Genomic DNA, 21484 nt, shown 5'->3' with positions numbered 1-21484 from the left:
AACATTGATAAGCTCGTACCTTGATTCAATAAAAAACTACTTTTGGTTTCTATATGGGTTATTGCTTAGATAATTTTTTTAAGAACTCAGGTTGAATACACTTATCGTAGAAGCAGTTCATTTGACCATATTTATAACGAACAGGAGCCTCCACCACACCAACACGCTGTGCGTAATCCGCCCAATCTTTTGCTAACTCTTGCAATTTTGTTGGATTTTGAGATGACAAATTCTTCAAGAATGATGGATCAATTTTTCGATTATAAAGTTCCCATTCACCAGTGCCATAAGGTGGTGCTTGATATTGAACAGCCCAATCGCCCTTATACAAAGCTCTGCGTGTATTAAATTCCCACCCTAATGCACGTTCTGGTAATGCTCTTCCCTTAAATGCAGATAAGAATGAACGACCTTCCATTTTTAATAATGGGTTACCTTTATAACTTTCAGGTCTTTGAGCACCTGTCAGCTCAAGTATTGTTGGGACAAAGTCGATCACATGAATCGTTTCAGGTTGAATCTGTCCAGATTTAATTTCGCTTGGATAGCGAATAATGGCTGGAACATGAATTCCACCATTTGACAAAATACTTTTGAAATAAGGCAGTGGCGTTGATGCAACCTGCGCCCATTGAGGCCCAAGTGTTACATAAGAACCTTTTTTACCCATATTTTCTGGGCTGTTATCAAATGTGGTATCTACCCATTCACGAATACCATTTTTGTCTTCAGTGGTGCCTAATGATTCTGGTGTGGCAGACTCTGCACCATTATCAGACATAAATAAAATCAAAGTATTATCAAGTTCACCACTACGTTTGAGATAATCAATCACACGACCAATATTGTGATCCATGTTATCAATCATCGCTGCATAAATTTGCATGGTCTTCACTTGATCTTTTTTCTGTACCTCGGTTAACTTATCCCAAGCTGGGAATGCATCTGCCAACGGGTTATTAACCTTGGTTCCTTTTGGCATAATGCCTAATTTGATCATACGCTCTAAGCGTGTTTGACGAATTTTTTCATAGCCATCTTTGTAGTATCCATCATATTTCTTTAAATATTGATCTGGTGCTTGTAAAGGCCAGTGTGGTGCAGTAAAAGCCAAATATCCAAAGAATGGTTGACCTTTTTTACGGTCATTTTCCATATAGGAAATCATTTTACTGGTAAAGAAGTCACTTGAATAAAATTCTTTTGGTAAAGTTGCCTCCTGACCATCTTCAAAATATCGTGCTTTATAATTTCCAGGGAACATTTGGCTAGCATCCATATGTGCAGCACCTCCTGGCATGAGTGTAAATGAGCGATCGAAGCCACGCGCTTTTGCATGGCTATCTTCCGTTGCACCCAAATGCCATTTACCTGTAACGAATGATACATATCCCTGCGTTTTTAAAATTTCAGCTAGGGTAATAACACGATTATTCAAACGACCTTCATAACCTGATTTACCTTTCTGTTCTGGTTGTAAATATTCTGCCATCGTACCAAAGCCAGCTTGGTGACTATCGTTACCTGTCAACAACATTGAACGTGTCACTGAGCAAGTAGGACCCGTATGAAAATTAGTTAAAATAGCACCTTCTTTAGCCAATTTTTTAATATTCGGGGTAGAAATCTCACCACCAAAAGGTTCTGTATCAGAAAACCCAAGATCGTCAGCCACAATCACTAAAACATTGGGCTTTTTAGTGTCAGCTGCAAACGCTAAAGACGAAACAAGTATTGTCGGTATAAATAATGCGAGTATAAGTTTCTTCATAAACATTGAATTTTCCTTAATTTAGTTAAAATAAATGTCATCCTAAACATGTCTAAATTAATCTAGTTCCATCGCTTAAAAAATCATCTTTGATCAACTTCAGTGTTCACGAATTCAGAACAATTATTTAAAATAGATATCTTGATTAATTTGCTCATTTTCAACTTTAATTAAACTTTGACCTTTACATGGTCCATCGATACATAAACCTGTTTCTATATCAAAAAGTGCTGAATGGTGTGCGCACATGATCACTTGATTTTGGTAAATTGAAAATTGCCCTGAACGATAATCAAGCTGTACTAAAAAATGAGGGCAAACATTTTCATAACTGTAAAACTTCCCATCTTTGCGAATAATCACAATGCTTTTGTCTACTTTTAACGGATGATTGACTTTTAAGACCTGTTGATCTGAAAAATCATCGACCTCACAAAGCTTGATTCGTGTCGACATCATCATTCCCCTTGACTGAGAACAAAGTCATATTCGATTAAGTTATAGTTTTGATTGAAGGTAAATTGAGTCTGATCTTCCACGCTGGAACACTGTTGCTGAAAACCAACAATTAACCGATCTTTGACGCCAAATACGGCATCAGCATTCAAATATTCATCATCCTGAATAAATAAGTGAGTGACCAAAGGTTGATACCCTTCAGCTGTGATCATGAAATGTATATGTGCAGGCCGCCAAAAATGACGTTTGGAATAATTTAAAAGTTCACCTACTGTTCCATCAGAAGGAATCTGATAACTGACTGGTAAAATAGATTTAAATGCATATTCACCCTGCATCTGACTGATAAATGCACCACGTAAGTTGGAGATTGCTTGCAGAGGATCTTGCCCCGAATACATGCCATTTTCTGCTGTTTGCCATACTTCTATTTTGGCACCCACGATTGCTTCACCCTGCTGATTTAAAATTTTCCCTTTAACCAACAGAGGAATTTCATCACCAATATTTTCCTCACTAATACTTTCTGCATAGTTACGGATCGGCATATTGGCAATAAAAAATGGACCAAAAACAGTACTCGGTGTTTGTGCTAGATTTTTACTATGGTTAATTTCATCCACCAACATAGATACGCCAAGTACATCTGAAAGTAAAATATATTCTTGACGCTGGTCATGACAAAGTTGCCCTGTTCGCGTCAAGAAATTTATTGCCACTTCCCACTCTGATTGGGTTAATTCCACCTCATTGATATAATGATGAATCGCTTTAACTAATTTTTGGATTAACATTTTAGAACGTGGATTTTGAATCTGTTCAAAACTATTTATTGCACTCATCGTGACGTCATGCATATCAAAACTCCATTTTGATCAAGCAAATTATCTCGGCTCTAAACCGAGATAAGCCCGTTGAAGAAGTGTTTCCAATTCATCTCTTTCATAACTTCTCGGATTGTAATATGGACTTTCACAGGTAATGCGAGCCACTTCGCTTGGACCGTCTTCTGGTAACCCAATATCTTTTAAAGCCAATGGAATACCCAGTTGTTGATTAAGTTTATAAATCAGTTGTCCAACTTGTTCATGACTTTGCCCACCGAGTGCCTGAGCAAGTTGATCCATCGCTTGGATATCTGCATTGCGGTTATAATGTGCTGAATATGCCAAAGTAATAGCATGTGCCTGTGCATGGGGTAGATTATAAGTTCCACCCAAGGTATGACAAAGTTTGTGATGAATTGCCATGCCAACTGAACCCAAACAAATCCCAGCAAGCCAAGCACCATAAGTGGCTTGCTTACGCGCTTCGATATCTTGTGAGTTTTTCACAATTTTTGGCAAAGCCTGACTAAGTGACTTAATCGACTCAATTGCCATCATGCTAATAATCGGATTTTTATCCTGTGCATACAGTGCCTCAACCGCATGTGCCATTGCATTCATTCCTGAACTTGCGGAAATACCAGCAGGTAAAGTCAGACTTAATTCAGGGTCATAAATCACGACTTTAGGAAGTACTTTGATATCTTTGCCTGTTTTTTTGAGATTATTTTCAGTCAAACCATAGACTGTGGTCATCTCACTACCTGCATAAGTCGTTGGAATAGCGACAATTGGAATTCCAGTTTTTAATGCGATCGCCTTAGCAAGTCCAATCGTCGAACCACCACCCAAAGCCAAACAACAGTCAATATTCTTTTTGGTTGCAAACTGAATCGCTTCATCAGCAACACCGGTTGGAACATGCATCACTGCATGTGGGTAAACACCCACAGCCAATTCACCCAACTGCTTTGCCATCATTAAGCCTGTTTCTTCTTGTTCTGGTGTTGTAATCACCAGAACTGAAGAAAAGCCATTGTCCACTAAAATACTTTTGGTCTTTTGCGATTCTGCATTTCCAAAATAAACATTGATTGGGAGTGCTTTATAATGAAAATTTTGCATTTCATTCCCCTCGTTGAAAGTGCGGCGGTATTATGGCATCAACATTGACCCATACCGATTTAACTTCGGTATAGTCATGGATCGCCTCAAAGCCCATTTCACGCCCATAACCTGACTTGCCTACACCACCAAATGGGCTACCTGGATTGACACGTTTATAGCTATTGATCCAGCACATGCCAGCTTTGATTTTCTTAGCAAATAAATGTGCACGTTGTAGATTGTTTGTCCATAAACCACTTCCCAAGCCGTATTCAGTCCCATTGGCGATTTGTAATGCTTCGGCATCATCCTTAAAACGAATAACAGTAACAAAAGGACCGAAAACTTCTTCTTGCGCAACACGATCATCTACTTTTGCTTCAACGATAGTTGGCATGACGAAATATCCATTTTTCAAACGAACATCTTGCGGCGCAGTACCACCGAGCAAAATTTTCCCACCTTGCTCCACTGCAATTTTGGCGTATGCCAAAACTTTGTCACGATGTAATTCTGATGTTAAAGGCCCCATTTCTGTATTCGGATCTAAAGGATCACCTAAACGAATAGATTGTGCTAAAGCAACGAACTTCTCTAAAAATTGATCTGCAATTTCTTCATGTAATACCAAACGCGAACCCGCAATACATGCTTGTCCCTGATTATGGAAAATTGCCCAAGCCGCACCATTTACAGCGGCATCAAGATTGGCATCTTCAAAAACAATATTTGCCCCTTTACCACCCAGTTCAAGCTGTACACGTTTCAAGTTGCCTGAAGAGGCATTGACAATACTGCGCCCTGTTTGTGTTGAACCTGTAAAAGAGATTTTTCCAATATCAGGATGATCAGCTAAGCGTTGACCTGCGGTATGACCATAACCAGGAACAATATTCACCACCCCATCAGGAAAGCCGGCTTTTTTAATCAATTCAGCGATTTTAAGGGTGGATAATGGTGTAATTTCTGAAGGCTTCATCACCACAACATTACCTGCTGCAAGTGCTGGACCAAGTTTCCAACTGGTAAACATCAGTGGGAAGTTCCATGGCACAATTTGACCAACCACGCCAATCGGCTCACGTGTGGTATAGTTTAAAAAACCTTGTTCAACGGGAATCACATTGCCTTCAATCTTGTCGGCAATACCACCAAAATAACGGAAACATGCTGCTGTACGCGGTACATCTAAACGGCGTGAATCCTTGATTGGATGCCCAGTATCCAAAGATTCAAGCTGAGCCAATTCTTCTGAATTTTCTTCAATCAAATCAGCCAATCTCAATAATAAACGACCGCGTTCTGCTGCTGGTGTTTCCGCCCATGCAGGAAAAGCTTTTTGTGCGGCTTGCACTGCAACATCCACATCTTCTGCTTCTGCTGCAGCAATTTTGGTAATTACTTCACCTGTTGCTGGATTGAGTACATCAATCGTTCCACCATTTTTGGCAGGAACAAATTCACCATTGATAAAAAGTTGTGTATTTACTTTCATCAGATCCAATACCTTTTGTTCAGGTACAACTGTCCCATCAACACGTAATTGCGTATTCATATTTAAAAACCTTTTGAATAGGGCTAAATCTACTTCACAGTTCAACTTAGCCCGAGAACATGTGCTTAGAATGACACTGGATAAGGTGGTAACTCACCAGATGCATATTTTTCTGGTAAATCAGGTGTTGCATTTTCCCAAACTAAAAGCATCGAACGTTTTGTTGAATAGCCTTGATGACGAATATTGGCAGGCATTGCACAGATATCACCTGCTTTCATGAGAATACGTGCAAAAGGTTTTCCATCATTTTTATCAGCAATATCCCATGTAATTTCATCAGAAATTTGCATAAACCATTCCACACGGTCATTGCCATGGAAAATCGGTAAAATATATTCTTCTGTGGTTGGACAGAATAAGCTCGCCTTACAAACTGAAGTCACTGACGGATTCCACGTCACATCTGAACGAGACATATATTTAAACAAATTAAATGCGCTGAGTTCACCTTCAAATCCAGGCTCACAATGCACTAAAGGCTCGTCTTGATCTACATCTGCAAACTGGCGATTGACTGGTAAATCATCACGTAATGGCGAATCTCCTGTCATACCTGGCATGCGCTTGGTTGCAATACGATAACGATCAATCGCTTCAATATTTTCACCATTTTTTCGACCGAACGCGCTACCAGTTTCTTCCGGTGCTGCAAATGGATCAAAGTCTGCATTTACCCAATCATGTAAAATGGCTTTAAATGTTGCCATGATTTTTGGTGTTTCAAAATTTTCAACGTAGTCCACACCAGCAGCATTGAGTACACCATTAAATGTACCAGCATACATATCGACGCTACCGTAGTGATTTTGAGTTCCAATCACATGATCGAAGTTGACCCAACCGTAGAAGAACCCCCAAGCAACATCACGCATAACTGCTCTTAAAAATGCATCGACAGACATTAAGTGTGAGTGCTCACTCCCTTTTGCAGTCCATGTAATCTTGGCAAAATACTCATCACGACTAAGCATGAAATTGCCAAGTTTAAATGTGATATACCCTGTAGTTTCATTTTTCCCAATGATTTCAACTTGCTCACTTGCAAATGTATTTTGTGCAGAGTTCATCCCTAATCTCCTATTACTTCAAACAAATTTCTGACCATTTCTCGACAGAAAGTGGTCCTTTAATTGTGTGTAAAATCAGCGTTGCTGGCTTTTGACTATTGAAACGATAGGCTGTGCCTACAGGCAGAATGGCTTGATGGCCTTTTTTTAGCACCACATAACCCATGGGTTTACCTTTCGGTTGATCACCTGCAGCCTGAGTCCCTTCGATTGAAGTATCTATTGCTTGTTCCAGTTTTAAAAATTCAACACGAACCTCACAATCCATTGAAATGACAAATTCATCGTGTGCACAACAGAACCACTCTGAAGTACCTTCTGCACGAATTGATTCGATCACATATTTTTGATTAATCCCTACAACCGTTTTTTCATAAGGCTCCGCTAGACTCGCAACTTCAAACACATTAGAAAATACATAATGTGATGGTTTGCCTTGAATCATTTCAATTGAACCTTTTTCGAAATTATCTATACTTCCGAATTTTGTTGTATATGTATTCATCCTATTTCCTCAATCGTCCTCATGACACAATTAAAAATTAAGTCATACCACAGTCGATAACAATGGACGTTTTATCGACAAGACTGTTCGGTCTAATCGAACAAAAAAGTCCAAAAAAGCAAATTATACTTTTTGTCAACTCGCAGGAATCGCGAGTTAAACACTTCGCGAATGACAAGGAATACAAAATGCAAAAACAATGGGACACGTCTTACGAATGGAAGATCGTACTTTTACTCACACTCGGATTTGGTTTAGTCGGATTAGATCGCTGGATCATTGCCCCTCTTCTTCCGTCCATCATGAAAGATCTTTCTTTAAACTATCAAGATGTCGGTTTAATTTTTGGTGCTCTAGGTGTTACTTGGGGTGTTTTCGCAATCTTTGCTGGTCGGCTTTCAGATAAAATTGGTCATCGTAAAATCCTCATTCTTTCTTTGGTTGTTTTCTCACTCGCATCTGGCTTTTCTGGTGCTGCCATGGGGCTAACTAGTTTGATTCTTATACGTGCGCTCATGGGTGTTTCAGAGGGTGCCTTTTGTCCGACCAGTTTTGCAGCAACTGCTGTAGCAGCAAAACCATCACGTAGAGGAATGTTACAAGGACTACAACAGAGTGGATTTGCTTTATTTGGTTTAGGATTAGGACCCATTATTGCGACGCAATTAATGCTTGTTCTTCCTTCATGGCGTGAAGTTTTCTGGGTCGTGGCTATTCCTGGTTTTATTCTTGCAGTATTTCTCTTTTTTGTTTTACGTGAACCTGAACAAACGCAAGGTGGACAATTACTTATTTTAGAGAAACAAACTCAGAATCAAGAAAAAGTGAATTGGATTGCTGTATTAAAAAACCGTAATATTTTACTCAGTATGATTGGATTATTTTGCACAATGTCTTGTGTATTTGTCATCAGTGCAATGCTACCACTTTATCTAGAGAATCACCTTAAATTGAATGTACAGGACATGGGAATCATTGTATCTGCAATTGGTTTTGGTGGCTTTTTAGGACAATTCTTGATCCCATCATTCTCTGACTGGATTGGCCGTCGTGCAGCATCAATCTTAAGTTTCATTGGCTCAACCATCTTTATTCTTTTATTCTCAAATGCAGCACCTTCGTTACTTGGTCTATTCAGTTTATTATTTATCTTGTCTTTTTTCAGTTTAGGATTGATTGCACTTCTTTCTGGACCGATTGCGGCAGAATCTGCGCCCGCGGGTTTAGTTGCATCTTCAATCGGCTTAGTCGTCGGTGCTGGAGAAATATTTGGTGGAGGTATTGCGCCAGTCCTATCGGGAATAGTCGCAGAACGTTATGGTATTCAAAATATTTTTTATTTGAGCTTAGTCGGTACAAGTATTGGTGTAGTCATCAGTTTCTTTATTAAAGAAACAGCTCCTCGTAAAATACAGCGTATTGAATGATTTGAAATTAAACTCCCCATAGTAGTGAACTTGAACTGATAAGAAAGTATCTACTAGTAAGTATTGCCAGTTAATTAAGCTAAATTATTGGATAAAAATTCATAAAACACCCTCCTTTAAAAAAGGAGGGCTGATAATGCTTCAAAATTCTTTACTAAGCCACCTTGATTCATAGTGGGTGATTTTGCGTTCCTATCATATTAAATTATTTATCTTTTAAATATATTTACACCTTTTATTTTTATATTTTCTTTCCTCTTTAAATAAGGAGAGCAACAACTTTTTTTTTATATACAATCAATTAGTTTTAGGCAATTTAGTTCCCTATTAAAATTTCGTTGGGTATAAAAAATTAGAAGCTATACTAGATTAACAAGGTGCTAATCTATGAAAATAAAGCGAACCAATTGTAAATTAAACAAGAAAACTCAATTAAAATTTCGAGTATTTTCGTGCTCGATCTGACTGCAAGAGCAGCTGCTGATTTATTAGAAATTCATCATAATTCGGCTACGCTGTTCATTACTAAAATTCGTAAAATTATTGCTTATTATTTAGAGATAAAAGCTCTCGAAATATTTGATGGTGAGATTAAGTTAGATGAAAGCTATTTTGGCTGCACTTCTAAGGGTAAGCCTTGTCGTGGTGCCACGAATAAAATGATAGTTTTTGGATTATTAAAGCGTAATGGCGTGGCCTATACCGTTGTTATTCGAGATACTAAATCAAGTACCTTAATGTCTGTAATTGCAAAGAAAATAACACCTGATAGCATCGTCTATACTGATCAATGGCGTAGTTACAATGCTCTAGATGATGCGGGGTTCTGCCATCATAGAATTAATTGTTCTAATCGCTTTGCAAATGGGAAAAATCATATTAATGGAATCGAAAATTTTTGGAATCAAGCGAAAAGAATACTGCGAAAATATAATAGTATTCCGAAGAATCATTTCCTTTGTTTTTGAAAAAATGCTAGTTTTTAGAATAAAGAATTTATTTAAAATAATTCATAGCTTTTCTTATTATTAAGCCATGATCTTAAAGGAGTTTAATGAATGACATTGACAAATAATCAGTTTTTTTATTTATCCATTTTCTTTATTCTTATCATTTATTTAACTATTGAGAATGTACATGCTGAAGGGAATTGTCCTTCAGGCTATTATCCAATAGGTGGGCAAGGTGCTCAAGGTTGCGCACCTATTCCAGGTGGAGGAAGTGGTGGATATACGAATCAAAATCCAACTTTGTACCCTATGATTGAAACATTATGGGGTGCAATTGCAGAAGATAAAAGTAAAGGCTTAAAAGGGCGTCCAATTGGTTTTACAAGAAATTTTAAATCTAAAGATGAGGCACAAACAAAAGCATTAAAAGCGTGTCAACAGGATGGCGGACAAAAATGTGAAGTATCTAAAACATATTCTAATCGCTGTGTTGCTATAGCTGATCCAATTAATGATGGTCAAAAATCAAAAATTTTACTTGATTTTTCAGAGGATGGGGCTAAAAAAGGTGCATTAGTGTTTTGTTTAAGTGAAAATTTACAACCTTGTCGTATTGTATATTCTGGTTGTAGTCTCGGATATTAGCACTAACAAAAACATAATTTACTGGTTCACACCGCAAATGATGATTTTGCCTTTATTAATCTGCATAAAGGTAAAACAACAATATGCCAGAAACACTACTTGGACTTTTAAAACACGACAATTTTTTTATTGCAGGATCTTTTTTCAGTAATTTGGCTTATTAACTCGAATTATGGGTATTGAGCTCTATATGTAATTAAAAAATAAATGATAATTGATCTATTCCATTTCTTGATTTCAACGTATTCGTCATGTTTTTCCGATGTATCATTAAGATGATTAAAATATGAGCTATACCCAATTTCCATAAAGAAAATCAATAAGTAATACATTTTGAAATACAAGTTCCAAAAAGGAACTTTATTAGATATTATAAACTTTGAAAAATATTGGATAACCAAAATGAAAAAAATTGCTCACCAAATTCTACGAAAGCCATTTTTTGGAAGATTCGAAGTACCTTGGATTTGGCCTCAAGCTATTTCTAAAGAAGACTGGGAGGCTGTCACTATTCCCTTAACTGACCAGCAAACACTCGCTGGTTATTGGAAAAGTGCACCAGCGGCAAAAGCAACTTTAGTACTTGCTCATCCAATGGGAAAAGCGGCTAAAGCATTTTGGCTCCGTTACGGACATGCGGATCTATTTTTAAAAAATGGCTATAACGTACTTATTTATGATGCTAATGGTTTTGGAGAAAGTGAAGGATTCTCATTTGACTATCCCAATGATGTATATCATGCAGGGATATATGCTCAAAAGCGAACACCCGAATTAAATGTAGGTTTAATTGGTGCGTCATTTGGTGCAGCTTGGGGACTATGCTCATTAGCAAAAGATGGACACCCATATAAAATTGCAGTATTTGAAGGCGCATTTCCGACATTACCAGAGTTTTGGAAACATTATCCAGTCGCTCATGCAATGCTCAAGGTATCAAATACACTGCTACCTAAGCTTAATCAGGAACTCAATCCGTTAGCAAAATCTACACAGGTAAAATATCAACCACCCATCTTATTAATGTATGGAGAAAAAGATATTTATACCCCACCCGAGTTTGGCCACCGGCTTAAAGTAGGGCTCGACCATGTAACAAAAGTAGAAATTAAAATCTTCGCGGATGCAGAACATACTTATATTTACCGAGATTTCCCTGAACAATATTCAGAATGCGTAATACCCTTTTTAAAGCGGCATTTTGCTTAGAAACGGTTTTGTTGCACAAACCTATCTCTAAGGCTTATTCAGCAATATGATTCTTAGGTGAATAAGCCTGCAGCTAAAATCTATAGAAAAATATTTTGTCCATTTTGGAATGGCTCTGGATGTCGCTATTCGCTGAGATCGCGATCAATACAATAGCAGCCAAATGTTGCGTAGCGTCGTCAATGGACTTGAATAGTCATCAGCTACAATTTCGAATAGTTCCAAAATTGTGCCAAAGAAAAAGGGAATCAAACTATTCATTTGATTCCCTTTAAGATATTTGGCGGAAGCGGTTATAGCCACATTTAAGGTATAAATATTTAATATATAAAATATTTTATATTTAATTTTTTTACTGCTATTTTTACTTCATTATAATTTCTTTGTATCTATCTATTTCAAAACCAAGACTTGTTTACCTTAGCTGATTAGAGTTCGATACTATTTCTATATCGTATCAATTTTCAAACTCGTAATAATTCCCCCCTTACGCGAAGTTTACATTGAAAAACTTTGGGACTGTCCAAGTCAAACCTTATAAGCTAATGAGGCTTTAAGCAAAGCTCTGTTAATATATGCAAAGAAAGTCGGAATAGAGATTTGATCATCAAAAAGCATTGAATCGCTGTATCGGAATAGGTTTGATTTCGTCCATGCTTTCCTTGCGAATAAGCATAGTATGGAGTCTTAGTATCAAACCAAATTGACATATTTCCACGATTTGTTAAAGCACGATTATATGAGGACCAATTAGTTGTACGAAAGAGTTTTGGCGCAGGCTTCTTTATTCGAAAATTATATTGCTAAAGAAGACTTTAAGAATAAGTTTGTTCAATAAAGCTGGTTTAAGTCTGTAATAGTAAAAATTACAGGCCTAGGATAAAGCAATTGTTAAGTTTTGGCTGTGGATTTAGATGCACTCGCGTCAAATGAATCACTTTTTCAGGCACTCCAAGAAATGTCATTAGGAAAGAATTATGTACTGTTTTAGCAATTCAGAATGAGTTACTTTAAAAGAATATAAATGTAGTCTGCTGAGCCAATGTCATTTGTTATATACTTACTAATGAACAGTTTTAGTAAAATTCTAAAGATAGCTTCTAACATTATAGGCTTAATTTTGTATGAATAATAAATTAATTAAGACAATATCGCTTGCTTCTCTTTTATATTCACACGTAATCTTTGCAGAGATTCCTAAAGAATTACTTTATCAAGTACCTCAAAATATTGATTCAGCACAACTCGCAACAATTGAAGGTTTTCAAAATACAAGTACGCCATTTAAGTTTGTAAATGCCCGTATTTATATTAATCAAATCAATGGCAAAGCCACATTAAACCAATCAAAAGACTGGAATAAAACCTATTCCATTCTACCCACACAGACAACTGTTCGCTTCACCTCTGATGCTCAGCAATTATTTTCTTCAGGTGAGCTCAATTTTACTGCTCAAACAGGGCAAAAATATCAAATCAAAACCAATCAAGCGGATAAAAACAGCCATAAACAAGGCATTCAGTTTTGGATTGAAGATTTAACAACGGGTGAGGTGATAACAGAAAAGCAATTTGCTCATACAGTAGCAAATCAACCTCAACAAATTTATATGCCTGTCATTATTAATAAATAAAGGGATTGAATATGCATCTATTTTTTAAAATCTCAATTCTAAGTGTACCGATCATTTTCATTGGTTGTATTAGTACACCCAAGAGTAAACCAGCTATTGAATACTATTCTCCACCTCAAGCACCATCACAAACAGCAACCATCATTGGTGATCTCTATGATCGTAAATATTTAGCAGACACGATTGCTTTTGTCTTTGCAGTAGATAAAAAGAAAGTAGAGAATGGCTACCATCAGCTCAAAGAGCCTTTAATTCTGCAAGCTGGTGAACATGATTTACAAATTTGGTGTGGTCGAGGTGCATTTAACTATACAAATTTAGTCAAAGTACATATTCAGCCAAATAAAAGTTACCAAGTCGGCTATGAATTAAATCCAAATAAACAACAAGGTTGTGTGTTTTGGGTTAATGATTTAGAAGCAAAAAAACCTGTGACTGAACTTGTTAATGGTGTAGAGTTATGGCGAGCGGACCCTATTACGTATCAACCAATTCAGGAGTTCCTCGAACCAAGACCTAATGCGACTCAAGGATATACAGTACCTATTACCATTATCAATAAGATGGGAACTCGTTAAAAATTATTGGAGCAGCTTATCATCATGATGAACTGCCCATATTTTCAGAAGTCTATAAATAAAAAATCTAAAAATTTCAATTAATTTGATATCATGAAATGGAAGTATTTTATTTATTGCAAGTACCCTTTTCTGCCAGTTTCAATTTCTGGATAGCTTTCTGACCTTCTGCATTATCAACCAATTTTAGCCCTGCTCCAGCGACCACCAGACCAGGTCTCATATACTGTTTAATATAATAATTCTCTCCGCTCTTGGCTTGAAGTTTAAGGTCATTAGGTGAAAATTCTGATTCAGTTGAAATGGTATACTCCTGATCGCCTGAAACTTCCTCATGAAAGAAAACATTTGGTGCTGTTTCACCAATGCAGTTACCATTGATTTTGATATCTTTTTTAAGTGCACCACCAAACCCACCAGTACGGTAAATATATAATCCAGATTTACCTTGTTCAGGTTGCTTAAATTGTTTAGCTGATGCTGTTAGTTCCTGATTAGCAACAGGTACAGACGCACATCCTGTAAAAAGAAATGTTGTTGCAAATATAGCGAATAACGTTTTATTCATTTTTGTACTCTACTTAGTTAAAAAATCATAATTTGAATGCTTATTTAATTAAAGTGGTTCTGTATTTGGCATACATTCATAGGCTTTTTTAATTGTATCAAATGCATTCGTCGTAACTTTATGATCCCAATAGACTATTTTGAGCCAAGTAGCAGCATAACTATAAAGTCCCATACGCAGCCATGGCTCCTCCATATATCGACTGAGCATTTTGCCACCACACTCAGCAAGTTCTAAAGGAGTATATTTCGGTTCTAAATGATTTAGACATAATAAATATCCATACTCTCGAGGTGTTAATTTACGCTTAATAGAGATTTCTTTTTTTCCATGATATTGCTCAAAACGATCTATACCTGCTTGATATTGCTCACATTGCACACACAATTGCATAAAATCATCTAAAAAATCTGTTTTAAGGGACCTTTTCGGATAAATATTAATATTTGGATCATCAAATTTTGACCAAAATTGAAAAGACTTTTCCCACTCTTCCTCAGCATTAACTGTATTAGACAACCATAGTGCTAATGCTTTGTTCTTAATTAATTGAGAGTGATAAAATGTTAGACTATCACCTTGACCAAAAATCTCTTTTTTTTCAATTGCTATATCAAGCCATCTATGTATTGTAGGTAGATAAATATCAACATCTTTTTTTATATCAACTAAGTACCCGGATATAACTTGATCTAGTAAATAAATAGCTGAATTTCCTAGAGGAAATGGCTCAGAACTTGTCGTCATATGATGCATGTAACCTAAAGTAAACTCAAAAAAGACCACTTTATTTCTTTTTGGATCAAACATTTAAAATCTCCGAATTAATTACACACACCTTTTACACACCTATAAATTACTGAGTTTTTAACGTTCCCAGCCGCAACAGTGTAAGTTGTGAAAGTCCCTGAATTAATGTTATTTAAAGCCAATATTTTTACATCTGATGATAAATTAGACTTTTGGATATAGTCCAATGCTTCTTTCTTAACGTTAGCAAAAGCTGATGGACTTGTAAAAGTAGTTGATGCCTCCTTCAAGTTTACTTTCCCACTTCGATATTTCGCATCCCAAAGGTATACGCTACCATTACTAACATCAACAGAGATAATGTCTGAACCATGCCCTTTTGCACCATATTTTAAAACCACTTGGTTTGGTAGATTCGCAACATCATTTGCTAAGTATAATTCTGTTTTATAACCATTTACTTGAGAATATTGATTTTTTGATGTTCCGTTAGTTAAAACTGGAGGTTTATAATCATACCCAGCCACAGGATCTGGTAGTTTAGGGTCTAATACAACATCATTGAACTTTCTAAATAGAGTAGGAACTTGAATGGCTTTAATGATTTTTTTTGATTGAACTGCTGACATTCCTGTCAGGACAGGCATATTATAAGTCGCTGCATTTTTAGCAGCGGTTGCTGTAGTTTGTGTAATTTTTACACCAACAGTACCTAATTTTGCAGTTGCAGTTGCAGCCCCTTTGACGAGTACAAGTAATCCCGCAGCCTCCCAAGTTAATGTCCCTAAATCATAGCCTACTTGACTCGCTTGTGATAAACCGCCAGTTTTTAAATTATTATCTATCCTTTGCATTTTTGTATTTAAGCTAGCAAAGGCTGAGTCACTTAACTGAGCCCTAACTTCTGGATCAGTGATTATCGATTTTAATCCATTAAATGTATCAACTGGACTGAGTATTGCTTCTACAACACCTTTTGCATCAGAACCAGCAGAATAGACTACCCCTGCAGCAAATCCTGCCTTAGTTAATTTATCTTGCACACTATCTAAACTGCCATATTTAACATATACAGCCACATCACCTAAACTATTAGCCTTAGCATATTCTAAATCTTTTTGAAATTTTTGCTGTGTTCCGAGCCAATTATTAGTTAATGCATTTTCTGCAGAGTTTGCAGCAATATTTACATCATATCCACCAGCAGCTGCAACCGATGCAGCAAAAACTTTACTAATATTTTTTATTTTAATCAGCTCTTGATCAGTATAAGTAAACTTATCTCCTGTAATTGCTTGCGCAAAAATCTCACCAAGTGAAGCTCCTAATGCTCCAGCCTCACAGTCTTTTTGTATAGCTCCTGCCACGCAACCAGCTGCTGCATGAGCTACTTTATGAACAATATAATCTATATCTAAATTTGTTCCCTTCTGTAGACCTGAAATATTTTCAGCTGTAAAACCTTGAATTGCATCTGCAAAACCAGTCAATAAGGCTGTTTGTAGATTATCTGAAAGACTCCCCCCATTTATTCCCGAATTAACTAATGCAGATGCTGTTGAATTAATTAAATTTGTAGCAACCCGATCTGTTATTCCTGTACCTTTTAACTGAGACATCAAGTTTGTACCACCAAGCTTATCAATTACTCCAGCAGTAACAACAGAAGTCGCTAAACTCTTTATATATTCCTTACTACCTAACTCTTTAAATGTTGCAGCGACATCCCCACCATTATTAATCAAGCTAATGCTCGTTTGTGTTGCAATCGAAGCTACAGCAGCATTTGCCATAGTTCCTAATGTCGAAACACCAATTGTTGTTACTCCAGCAGTTGTTGTGGTTGTGATACCTGCTGTACCTATCATGCTGGCACCCAAACCTACTGTTGTACCTCCTGCTGCTGTCCCACCCGCCGCTGTTCCTGCTGCGACTGCTGTTCCTGCTCCATAGGTAACAATTGCAACAATAATCACAATAATTGCAGCAGCTGCTCCAGTTAAACCTTGAGACTTATAGTCCCATCCCTTTTGAGCAAGAATAATTTTATTCCAATCAACATCGTTGCGGTTCACAAAGTCTTTAAGATATTGATTGCCAGGTTGGTTTGCTAATCTTAATATTTCATCTCTAATTTGTACCTTATTCTGATCACGCTCACCTACAGGTATTTGTACAGTTATCCCTCCATCTGCTTTAAAAACAGGTGGAGTAGGTCCGTTAAAGCTGGGTAATGTTCCAGTTTCAGTAACTGATCCTTTATCTTGCATTGATTGCCAAACTATAGATTTTTTTTGTTTTTGAACAATATCTTCAATCTTTGTTATTGCTGGATCTATAAAAGTCTTTCCACCAGATTCTATTTGGGCTCCACTGAGGTAGTTAAATTCTGTACCTACTAAGCGTGTATCAAAGCCTGACTTCACCCCAATATAATCAGCGGTTAATGTCACTGGTATTTGCGAAATTTGTGAACGACTAGAGTTGGTTTTAGAATCGTTATATTTGATTCCCGCGAATGAAGACTCTTTTGTAATATCACTAATAGTGGAGGATGATCTATTCACTGTATAAAAATTTATATTTCCACCTGAGCGTATTGAAATATTTCCTGTAGCATCAAGTTTTCCAGAGTAAATATCTATACTATTATTAGGATTATTAATTTCTTTACTTTCTATCGAAATATTTTTGGCCTGAATATCAACGGATGCAGCACCTATATTTTCACTTACAGTTTTTGTATTGATATACTTTTTCTTAAGTCCTAGCCAAGATCTTTTTATTTGCTGTGAACCTGATTTGTCATAACTTTGCTCAAGTGCAGCATCGAATAATATATTCTTAAATGACTCAATCTTAACATCTCCATTTTGTGATGTGATACCCGTCCCTTGTAAAACCAAGTTGTTCCCATTAGCTTTACCTGTGGTTCTTATATTCACTCCTTTTGAAGCATTTAGTATTGTAGGATTGACTTTAGATGCATAAGTGTATCTTCCATCATTTGGATTGCCTTTTTCAAATAGATCAACAGTACCATCGATCACAATACTTGCGTTAATTTGCTGAGGCTTACCATTAGGTTGTTGAGTCGTTATTTTATAAGGATCATATAGTAAACCTTGAGCTTCTATATCGATCAATCCTGTTTTTGATGCTAACTCTGATCCACTAATTGACACCCCTCGGGCTGAAGTCAAGTTGATATTTCCACTTTCACTAGTCAGAACTGCTGCGACATGTTCGTCCCCATAGACGCCTGCATTTAAAAAGGTCACTAATTTATCTAAATCCGAAACTCTTTGTTCTATTTCATTATTAATTTCAATTTTAATTTTTTTTGTTCTTGATGAAGCCACCTGCATATTAATATTAATTTTAATCGGATATTTTTTTTCTAACCTTTCTTTAATTTCATTGAGTGATCTGAGAGAACTGTTAACTGTTGACCCAGGTATTACATTATCTCTCTTACTGATTAAAGATTTATAATCAGTATCAGCTTGAATAACTCTTAAGGATTCTTGTAATAAAGCTTTTTCAGCATTTGCATCATTGATGTGTTTAGTACTTACATAATTACTGACTTTGTTTTTTATCCCGTTTATTGTGATTTGGTCTCTATTTGCAACGATTTTTATATCTTTTTTTGCGTTTAATTTTGCGCCTTCTAAAATTACAAACTCGCCTTCTAAAGTAATTCCACCATTCGCTGTAGTTAGATTCACGACCTCCTCAGAACCCTGACCATTTGCCCCACCATATCCCACTAATGTTGTGGCCCCATTTTTAGAGATGAGATCTATATCACCGGTTGCATTTAATTTAATACTTTTGGGATCTATTCTCAGTCCATTATCGATCTGTAAGGATAAATCACCATCTAGGCTATTTAATTTTGCATCTGATCTAAGCAATTGACTTCCAATCGCATTCAGTTCAACTGATTTTTTATCAACGAAGTAGCCAGATTCAATAAGTGTTGCACCACCTGTAAGTTTCAAATTTTGTGCAAAAATAGACCCATCTTTACTGGTTACGGATAAAAGTCCATCTGACTTAAATTGACTTGTACTATTATCTAAAAATAAAGGGGACACACCAAGACCATCAGGGGAACTATTAAAAAATATTCGACTTCCATTGATTGCAGTATGCGAATTAGAGTTCGAATTTACGCCACTAAATACCAAATTATGATTTGCAAATATTTCTACATTTCCTTTTGCATTAATATTTGTATTATTTATATCAATTTTTTTATCACTTTGGACTTTTACGCCACCTTCAGTAGAACTAAGTTCGGCTAACTTTATATTGACATCCCCTGTACCTATTGATGCAATAGTGATTCCTTTTTTTGCATTTACCTGGGTTGAGACACTATTTGAATCAGATTGTAAATTGGTATCCCCATATGCAATAAATGAAGCTTTCCCTGCCTCTGAAACTGCTTTTAAATTCTTGGTATTAATATTGCCTTTCAAAGCCGAGACATTAATATCTGTTCCTGCTGATAAATTTGTTCCGAGGTTTAAATTTACATTGTTTTCAGATGCTGTCAGGTTGATATCTTTATTTGTTTTGAGTTGACTGTTCAGTAGCAACTCTTTTCCTAATAAGTTGATTCCTTCATTTGCAATGAACTGACTTCCTAAAATATCTAATTTACCATTTGAGCGTAAATCTAATTTGCCCGTGAATGTAGGTAAAGTAGTCCCTGCATTTTGCCAAGTTAAATTGCCTTGAGCATTCACATTAAAATTTTTAGTTTTTGTTGTTTGTCCTACTTTATCTAGACCAAGATTGTTAATAGAAACCGAATTAGCTCCATAAATATTTACATCTTTTTCAGCATTTAAACGGGTCGAAGTCAAACTAAGGTTTGAACCAGCTTTACTTGTCGCTAAATTTATATTTCCTGAATTTGCCCAGACAGGTGTATTTTTGAGTGTTAATAAATCACCAGCAGTCAGATTGACATCATGGGTGGCTGAGATATTTCTCACTGCATCGGCTTTTAGATTTTGTTTTGCTTCAAGAAAGATTGAACCATTCACACCAAGGTTGATATCATTGCCAAGATTGATATTACTAGCATCAATGTATAAATTTTCACTTTCACTAAAGTTCTGAACATTAGTACTATTCAGTAAATTGACATCCCCCTTGGCTTTAACAGAAATAATATTGGGATTTTCTGTCCCAAGTTTTTCTAATCGGGCACGATCTAAAGTGATGTTCTGACCAGACTCCAAGAATAAATTACCATTGGAAAGCATTGCTCCACTACTCACAATATCAGCACCATCACCTGTACTGATACTGAGTAAACTTCCCTGTGGGTTGGTGTTTTTCATCGTACCTGTATTTTCGATTTTACCTGCGCTGGTAATCACTAAGCTTTGTGGAGATTGAATAGTTCCAGCATTGCTCACCCCTAAGCCTTTGTCTGTACCGATGATAAAAATATTATTGGCATACATTCCACCGAGCGCTTTTACATCGAGTGCAAATGTTGGTGTGGTACTATTCGCTTGATTCGGTGTGATTGACGTTAAGTCTTCACTTATTGTGTTTGAACCCGTAATCACTTGTAAGGCTTGATTGGCATGTACTTGAGCGTTGAGTTCTACTGCTTTGGCATAGATATCAACATAGTCGGCATTGTTGTTATTCCCACCCAATCCTAAGTTATTTGCTGTTGAATTAACGTTGACTTTCCCTTGATTTACCACAAACTGCTTAATACTTCCATCAGCATTCAGCTGTGGCTTACCTGTGGTAAAAATTGCCTTATTGGCATTGATAAAACCGCCACCCTGAATATTAATTCCAGATGGGTTGGCAATAATCACATCTGCACGCTGCCCTGCAATCTCTAGATTTCCTCGGAATTGTGATGCTGCCGAAGAGTTGACCTCATTGAGAATAACCCTTGCTTCACCTGTTTGTAGATAAGGGTTAGCCCCTACTTGCCCCACAATCACTGAACCTGCACCATTACGGCTGTTGTTTAATACAACACCGGGTTGCAATACATCAAATTGGTTATAGACGTTATGCGACACACCATTTTTAGGTGTTTGAATATTCACCACAGGTACATTTTGACCCTGTTGGTTTTTCCCTACCCCTATACTGGCTCTTTGTGAAGCTGCAGCATTTGGATCTGCCTGCATCTGTGCATAAACAGGTGAAAATGCCATAAATAAGCTCATCGATGCGACAATACTTTTCACTTGCCACAATTGATGAAATGATTTTGAATCCTGTGTATTCACAGACTCTGCAATTGGAGTTGAATACGTACTTTGACCTGTAGCTTTACTCTGACTTTTGATATTTTCAGCCACAGCAATAAACATATTTTTTGCTTTACTAAAAATAATACGATAACGGTTTTTATTCATTTCTTAAGTTCCT

Annotated in this window: 15 protein-coding genes and 2 pseudogenes; 6 read left to right on the top strand and 11 right to left on the bottom strand. The window is 36.6% G+C overall.

Annotated features, from left to right (window positions below):
• Positions 1 to 58 precede the first annotated feature (58 nt).
• From CQZ96_RS20460 to CQZ96_RS20430, 7 genes are all read right to left on the bottom strand, one after another.
• Positions 59 to 1777 carry an arylsulfatase gene (locus CQZ96_RS20460; protein WP_105713664.1) on the bottom strand — a complete coding sequence of 573 codons (1719 nt, stop codon included), beginning with the start codon at positions 1775 to 1777 and terminating at the stop codon, positions 59 to 61.
• Between the two features lie 117 nt (positions 1778 to 1894).
• Positions 1895 to 2227, bottom strand: coding sequence for a Rieske (2Fe-2S) protein (locus CQZ96_RS20455; protein ID WP_105713663.1), 333 nt, complete (start codon positions 2225 to 2227; stop codon positions 1895 to 1897).
• Positions 2228 to 2229: 2 nt separating this feature from the next.
• Positions 2230 to 3087, bottom strand: a complete 858-nt coding sequence (locus CQZ96_RS20450; RefSeq protein ID WP_105713662.1) for a dioxygenase — start codon at positions 3085 to 3087, stop codon at positions 2230 to 2232.
• A gap of 27 nt (positions 3088 to 3114) precedes the next feature.
• Positions 3115 to 4182: a maleylacetate reductase gene (locus CQZ96_RS20445; RefSeq protein WP_004724853.1), complete on the bottom strand. Its 1068-nt coding sequence runs from the start codon at positions 4180 to 4182 to the stop codon at positions 3115 to 3117.
• 1 nt (position 4183) lies between these two features.
• A complete protein-coding gene (locus CQZ96_RS20440; protein WP_228722747.1) occupies positions 4184 to 5719 on the bottom strand; it encodes an aldehyde dehydrogenase family protein in 1536 nt (511 codons plus the stop codon).
• Between the two features lie 65 nt (positions 5720 to 5784).
• Complete coding sequence (locus CQZ96_RS20435) at positions 5785 to 6789, bottom strand: hydroxyquinol 1,2-dioxygenase (RefSeq protein ID WP_105713661.1); 1005 nt, start codon at positions 6787 to 6789, stop codon at positions 5785 to 5787.
• A gap of 13 nt (positions 6790 to 6802) precedes the next feature.
• Positions 6803 to 7294: a hydroxyquinol 1,2-dioxygenase gene (locus CQZ96_RS20430; protein ID WP_105713660.1), complete on the bottom strand. Its 492-nt coding sequence runs from the start codon at positions 7292 to 7294 to the stop codon at positions 6803 to 6805.
• A 188-nt stretch (positions 7295 to 7482) separates the two neighbouring features.
• Between CQZ96_RS20430 and CQZ96_RS20425 the strand changes: the two genes are divergently transcribed.
• From CQZ96_RS20425 to CQZ96_RS20410, 4 genes and pseudogenes are all read left to right on the top strand, one after another.
• Positions 7483 to 8721 (top strand): MFS transporter, encoded by a 1239-nt coding sequence (locus tag CQZ96_RS20425; protein WP_004724861.1) that lies wholly within the window; start codon positions 7483 to 7485, stop codon positions 8719 to 8721.
• 387 nt (positions 8722 to 9108) lie between these two features.
• Positions 9109 to 9697 (top strand): annotated as a pseudogene (locus tag CQZ96_RS20420) (IS1595 family transposase); the annotation flags it as partial.
• A gap of 82 nt (positions 9698 to 9779) precedes the next feature.
• Positions 9780 to 10316, top strand: a complete 537-nt coding sequence (locus CQZ96_RS20415) for a DUF4189 domain-containing protein (RefSeq protein ID WP_105713659.1) — start codon at positions 9780 to 9782, stop codon at positions 10314 to 10316.
• Between the two features lie 402 nt (positions 10317 to 10718).
• Positions 10719 to 11525, top strand: a complete 807-nt coding sequence (locus tag CQZ96_RS20410; RefSeq protein ID WP_004724865.1) for an alpha/beta hydrolase — start codon at positions 10719 to 10721, stop codon at positions 11523 to 11525.
• 566 nt (positions 11526 to 12091) lie between these two features.
• Here the strand turns inward: CQZ96_RS20410 and CQZ96_RS20405 are convergent.
• Positions 12092 to 12313: pseudogene (locus CQZ96_RS20405) on the bottom strand (transposase); the annotation flags it as partial.
• A gap of 336 nt (positions 12314 to 12649) precedes the next feature.
• On the opposite strand from CQZ96_RS20405, the gene CQZ96_RS20400 reads away from it, so the two are divergent.
• Both CQZ96_RS20400 and CQZ96_RS20395 read left to right on the top strand, forming a co-directional pair.
• On the top strand, positions 12650 to 13159 hold the full coding sequence (locus CQZ96_RS20400; protein ID WP_004724866.1) for a hypothetical protein: 510 nt from the start codon (positions 12650 to 12652) through the stop codon (positions 13157 to 13159).
• Positions 13160 to 13170: 11 nt separating this feature from the next.
• Positions 13171 to 13737 (top strand): hypothetical protein, encoded by a 567-nt coding sequence (locus tag CQZ96_RS20395; RefSeq protein ID WP_004724868.1) that lies wholly within the window; start codon positions 13171 to 13173, stop codon positions 13735 to 13737.
• Positions 13738 to 13846: 109 nt separating this feature from the next.
• On the opposite strand, the gene CQZ96_RS20390 is transcribed toward CQZ96_RS20395, so the two are convergent.
• Genes CQZ96_RS20390 through CQZ96_RS20380 form a run of 3 tightly spaced genes read right to left on the bottom strand, consistent with a single transcriptional unit; the run spans position 13847 to position 21471 of the window.
• Positions 13847 to 14305: a DUF2846 domain-containing protein gene (locus CQZ96_RS20390; protein WP_004724873.1), complete on the bottom strand. Its 459-nt coding sequence runs from the start codon at positions 14303 to 14305 to the stop codon at positions 13847 to 13849.
• A gap of 48 nt (positions 14306 to 14353) precedes the next feature.
• Positions 14354 to 15115 carry a hypothetical protein gene (locus tag CQZ96_RS20385; RefSeq protein WP_004724874.1) on the bottom strand — a complete coding sequence of 254 codons (762 nt, stop codon included), beginning with the start codon at positions 15113 to 15115 and terminating at the stop codon, positions 14354 to 14356.
• A gap of 14 nt (positions 15116 to 15129) precedes the next feature.
• Positions 15130 to 21471: a DUF637 domain-containing protein gene (locus tag CQZ96_RS20380; RefSeq protein ID WP_105713658.1), complete on the bottom strand. Its 6342-nt coding sequence runs from the start codon at positions 21469 to 21471 to the stop codon at positions 15130 to 15132.
• Positions 21472 to 21484: the final 13 nt, after the last annotated feature.

Origin of the sequence: Acinetobacter sp. MYb10, assembly GCF_002980175.2 — a bacterium.
GTDB classification, from domain to species: Bacteria; Pseudomonadota; Gammaproteobacteria; order Pseudomonadales; family Moraxellaceae; genus Acinetobacter; species Acinetobacter guillouiae.
Note: the sequence above shows the minus strand (reverse complement) of the source record. Positions and strands in the feature narration are given on the sequence as shown.

Bases quoted from the DNA above. Each gene is read 5' to 3' on its own strand.
- CQZ96_RS20460 (WP_105713664.1), bottom strand. From the start codon at position 1,777: ATGTTTATGAAGAAACTTATACTCGCATTATTTATACCGACAATACTT.
- CQZ96_RS20455 (WP_105713663.1), bottom strand. From the start codon at position 2,227: ATGTCGACACGAATCAAGCTTTGTGAGGTCGATGATTTTTCAGATCAA.
- CQZ96_RS20450 (WP_105713662.1), bottom strand. From the start codon at position 3,087: ATGCATGACGTCACGATGAGTGCAATAAATAGTTTTGAACAGATTCAA.
- CQZ96_RS20445 (WP_004724853.1), bottom strand. From the start codon at position 4,182: ATGCAAAATTTTCATTATAAAGCACTCCCAATCAATGTTTATTTTGGA.
- CQZ96_RS20440 (WP_228722747.1), bottom strand. From the start codon at position 5,719: ATGAATACGCAATTACGTGTTGATGGGACAGTTGTACCTGAACAAAAG.
- CQZ96_RS20435 (WP_105713661.1), bottom strand. From the start codon at position 6,789: ATGAACTCTGCACAAAATACATTTGCAAGTGAGCAAGTTGAAATCATT.
- CQZ96_RS20430 (WP_105713660.1), bottom strand. From the start codon at position 7,294: ATGAATACATATACAACAAAATTCGGAAGTATAGATAATTTCGAAAAA.
- CQZ96_RS20425 (WP_004724861.1), top strand. From the start codon at position 7,483: ATGCAAAAACAATGGGACACGTCTTACGAATGGAAGATCGTACTTTTA.
- CQZ96_RS20415 (WP_105713659.1), top strand. From the start codon at position 9,780: ATGACATTGACAAATAATCAGTTTTTTTATTTATCCATTTTCTTTATT.
- CQZ96_RS20410 (WP_004724865.1), top strand. From the start codon at position 10,719: ATGAAAAAAATTGCTCACCAAATTCTACGAAAGCCATTTTTTGGAAGA.
- CQZ96_RS20400 (WP_004724866.1), top strand. From the start codon at position 12,650: ATGAATAATAAATTAATTAAGACAATATCGCTTGCTTCTCTTTTATAT.
- CQZ96_RS20395 (WP_004724868.1), top strand. From the start codon at position 13,171: ATGCATCTATTTTTTAAAATCTCAATTCTAAGTGTACCGATCATTTTC.
- CQZ96_RS20390 (WP_004724873.1), bottom strand. From the start codon at position 14,305: ATGAATAAAACGTTATTCGCTATATTTGCAACAACATTTCTTTTTACA.
- CQZ96_RS20385 (WP_004724874.1), bottom strand. From the start codon at position 15,115: ATGTTTGATCCAAAAAGAAATAAAGTGGTCTTTTTTGAGTTTACTTTA.
- CQZ96_RS20380 (WP_105713658.1), bottom strand. From the start codon at position 21,471: ATGAATAAAAACCGTTATCGTATTATTTTTAGTAAAGCAAAAAATATG.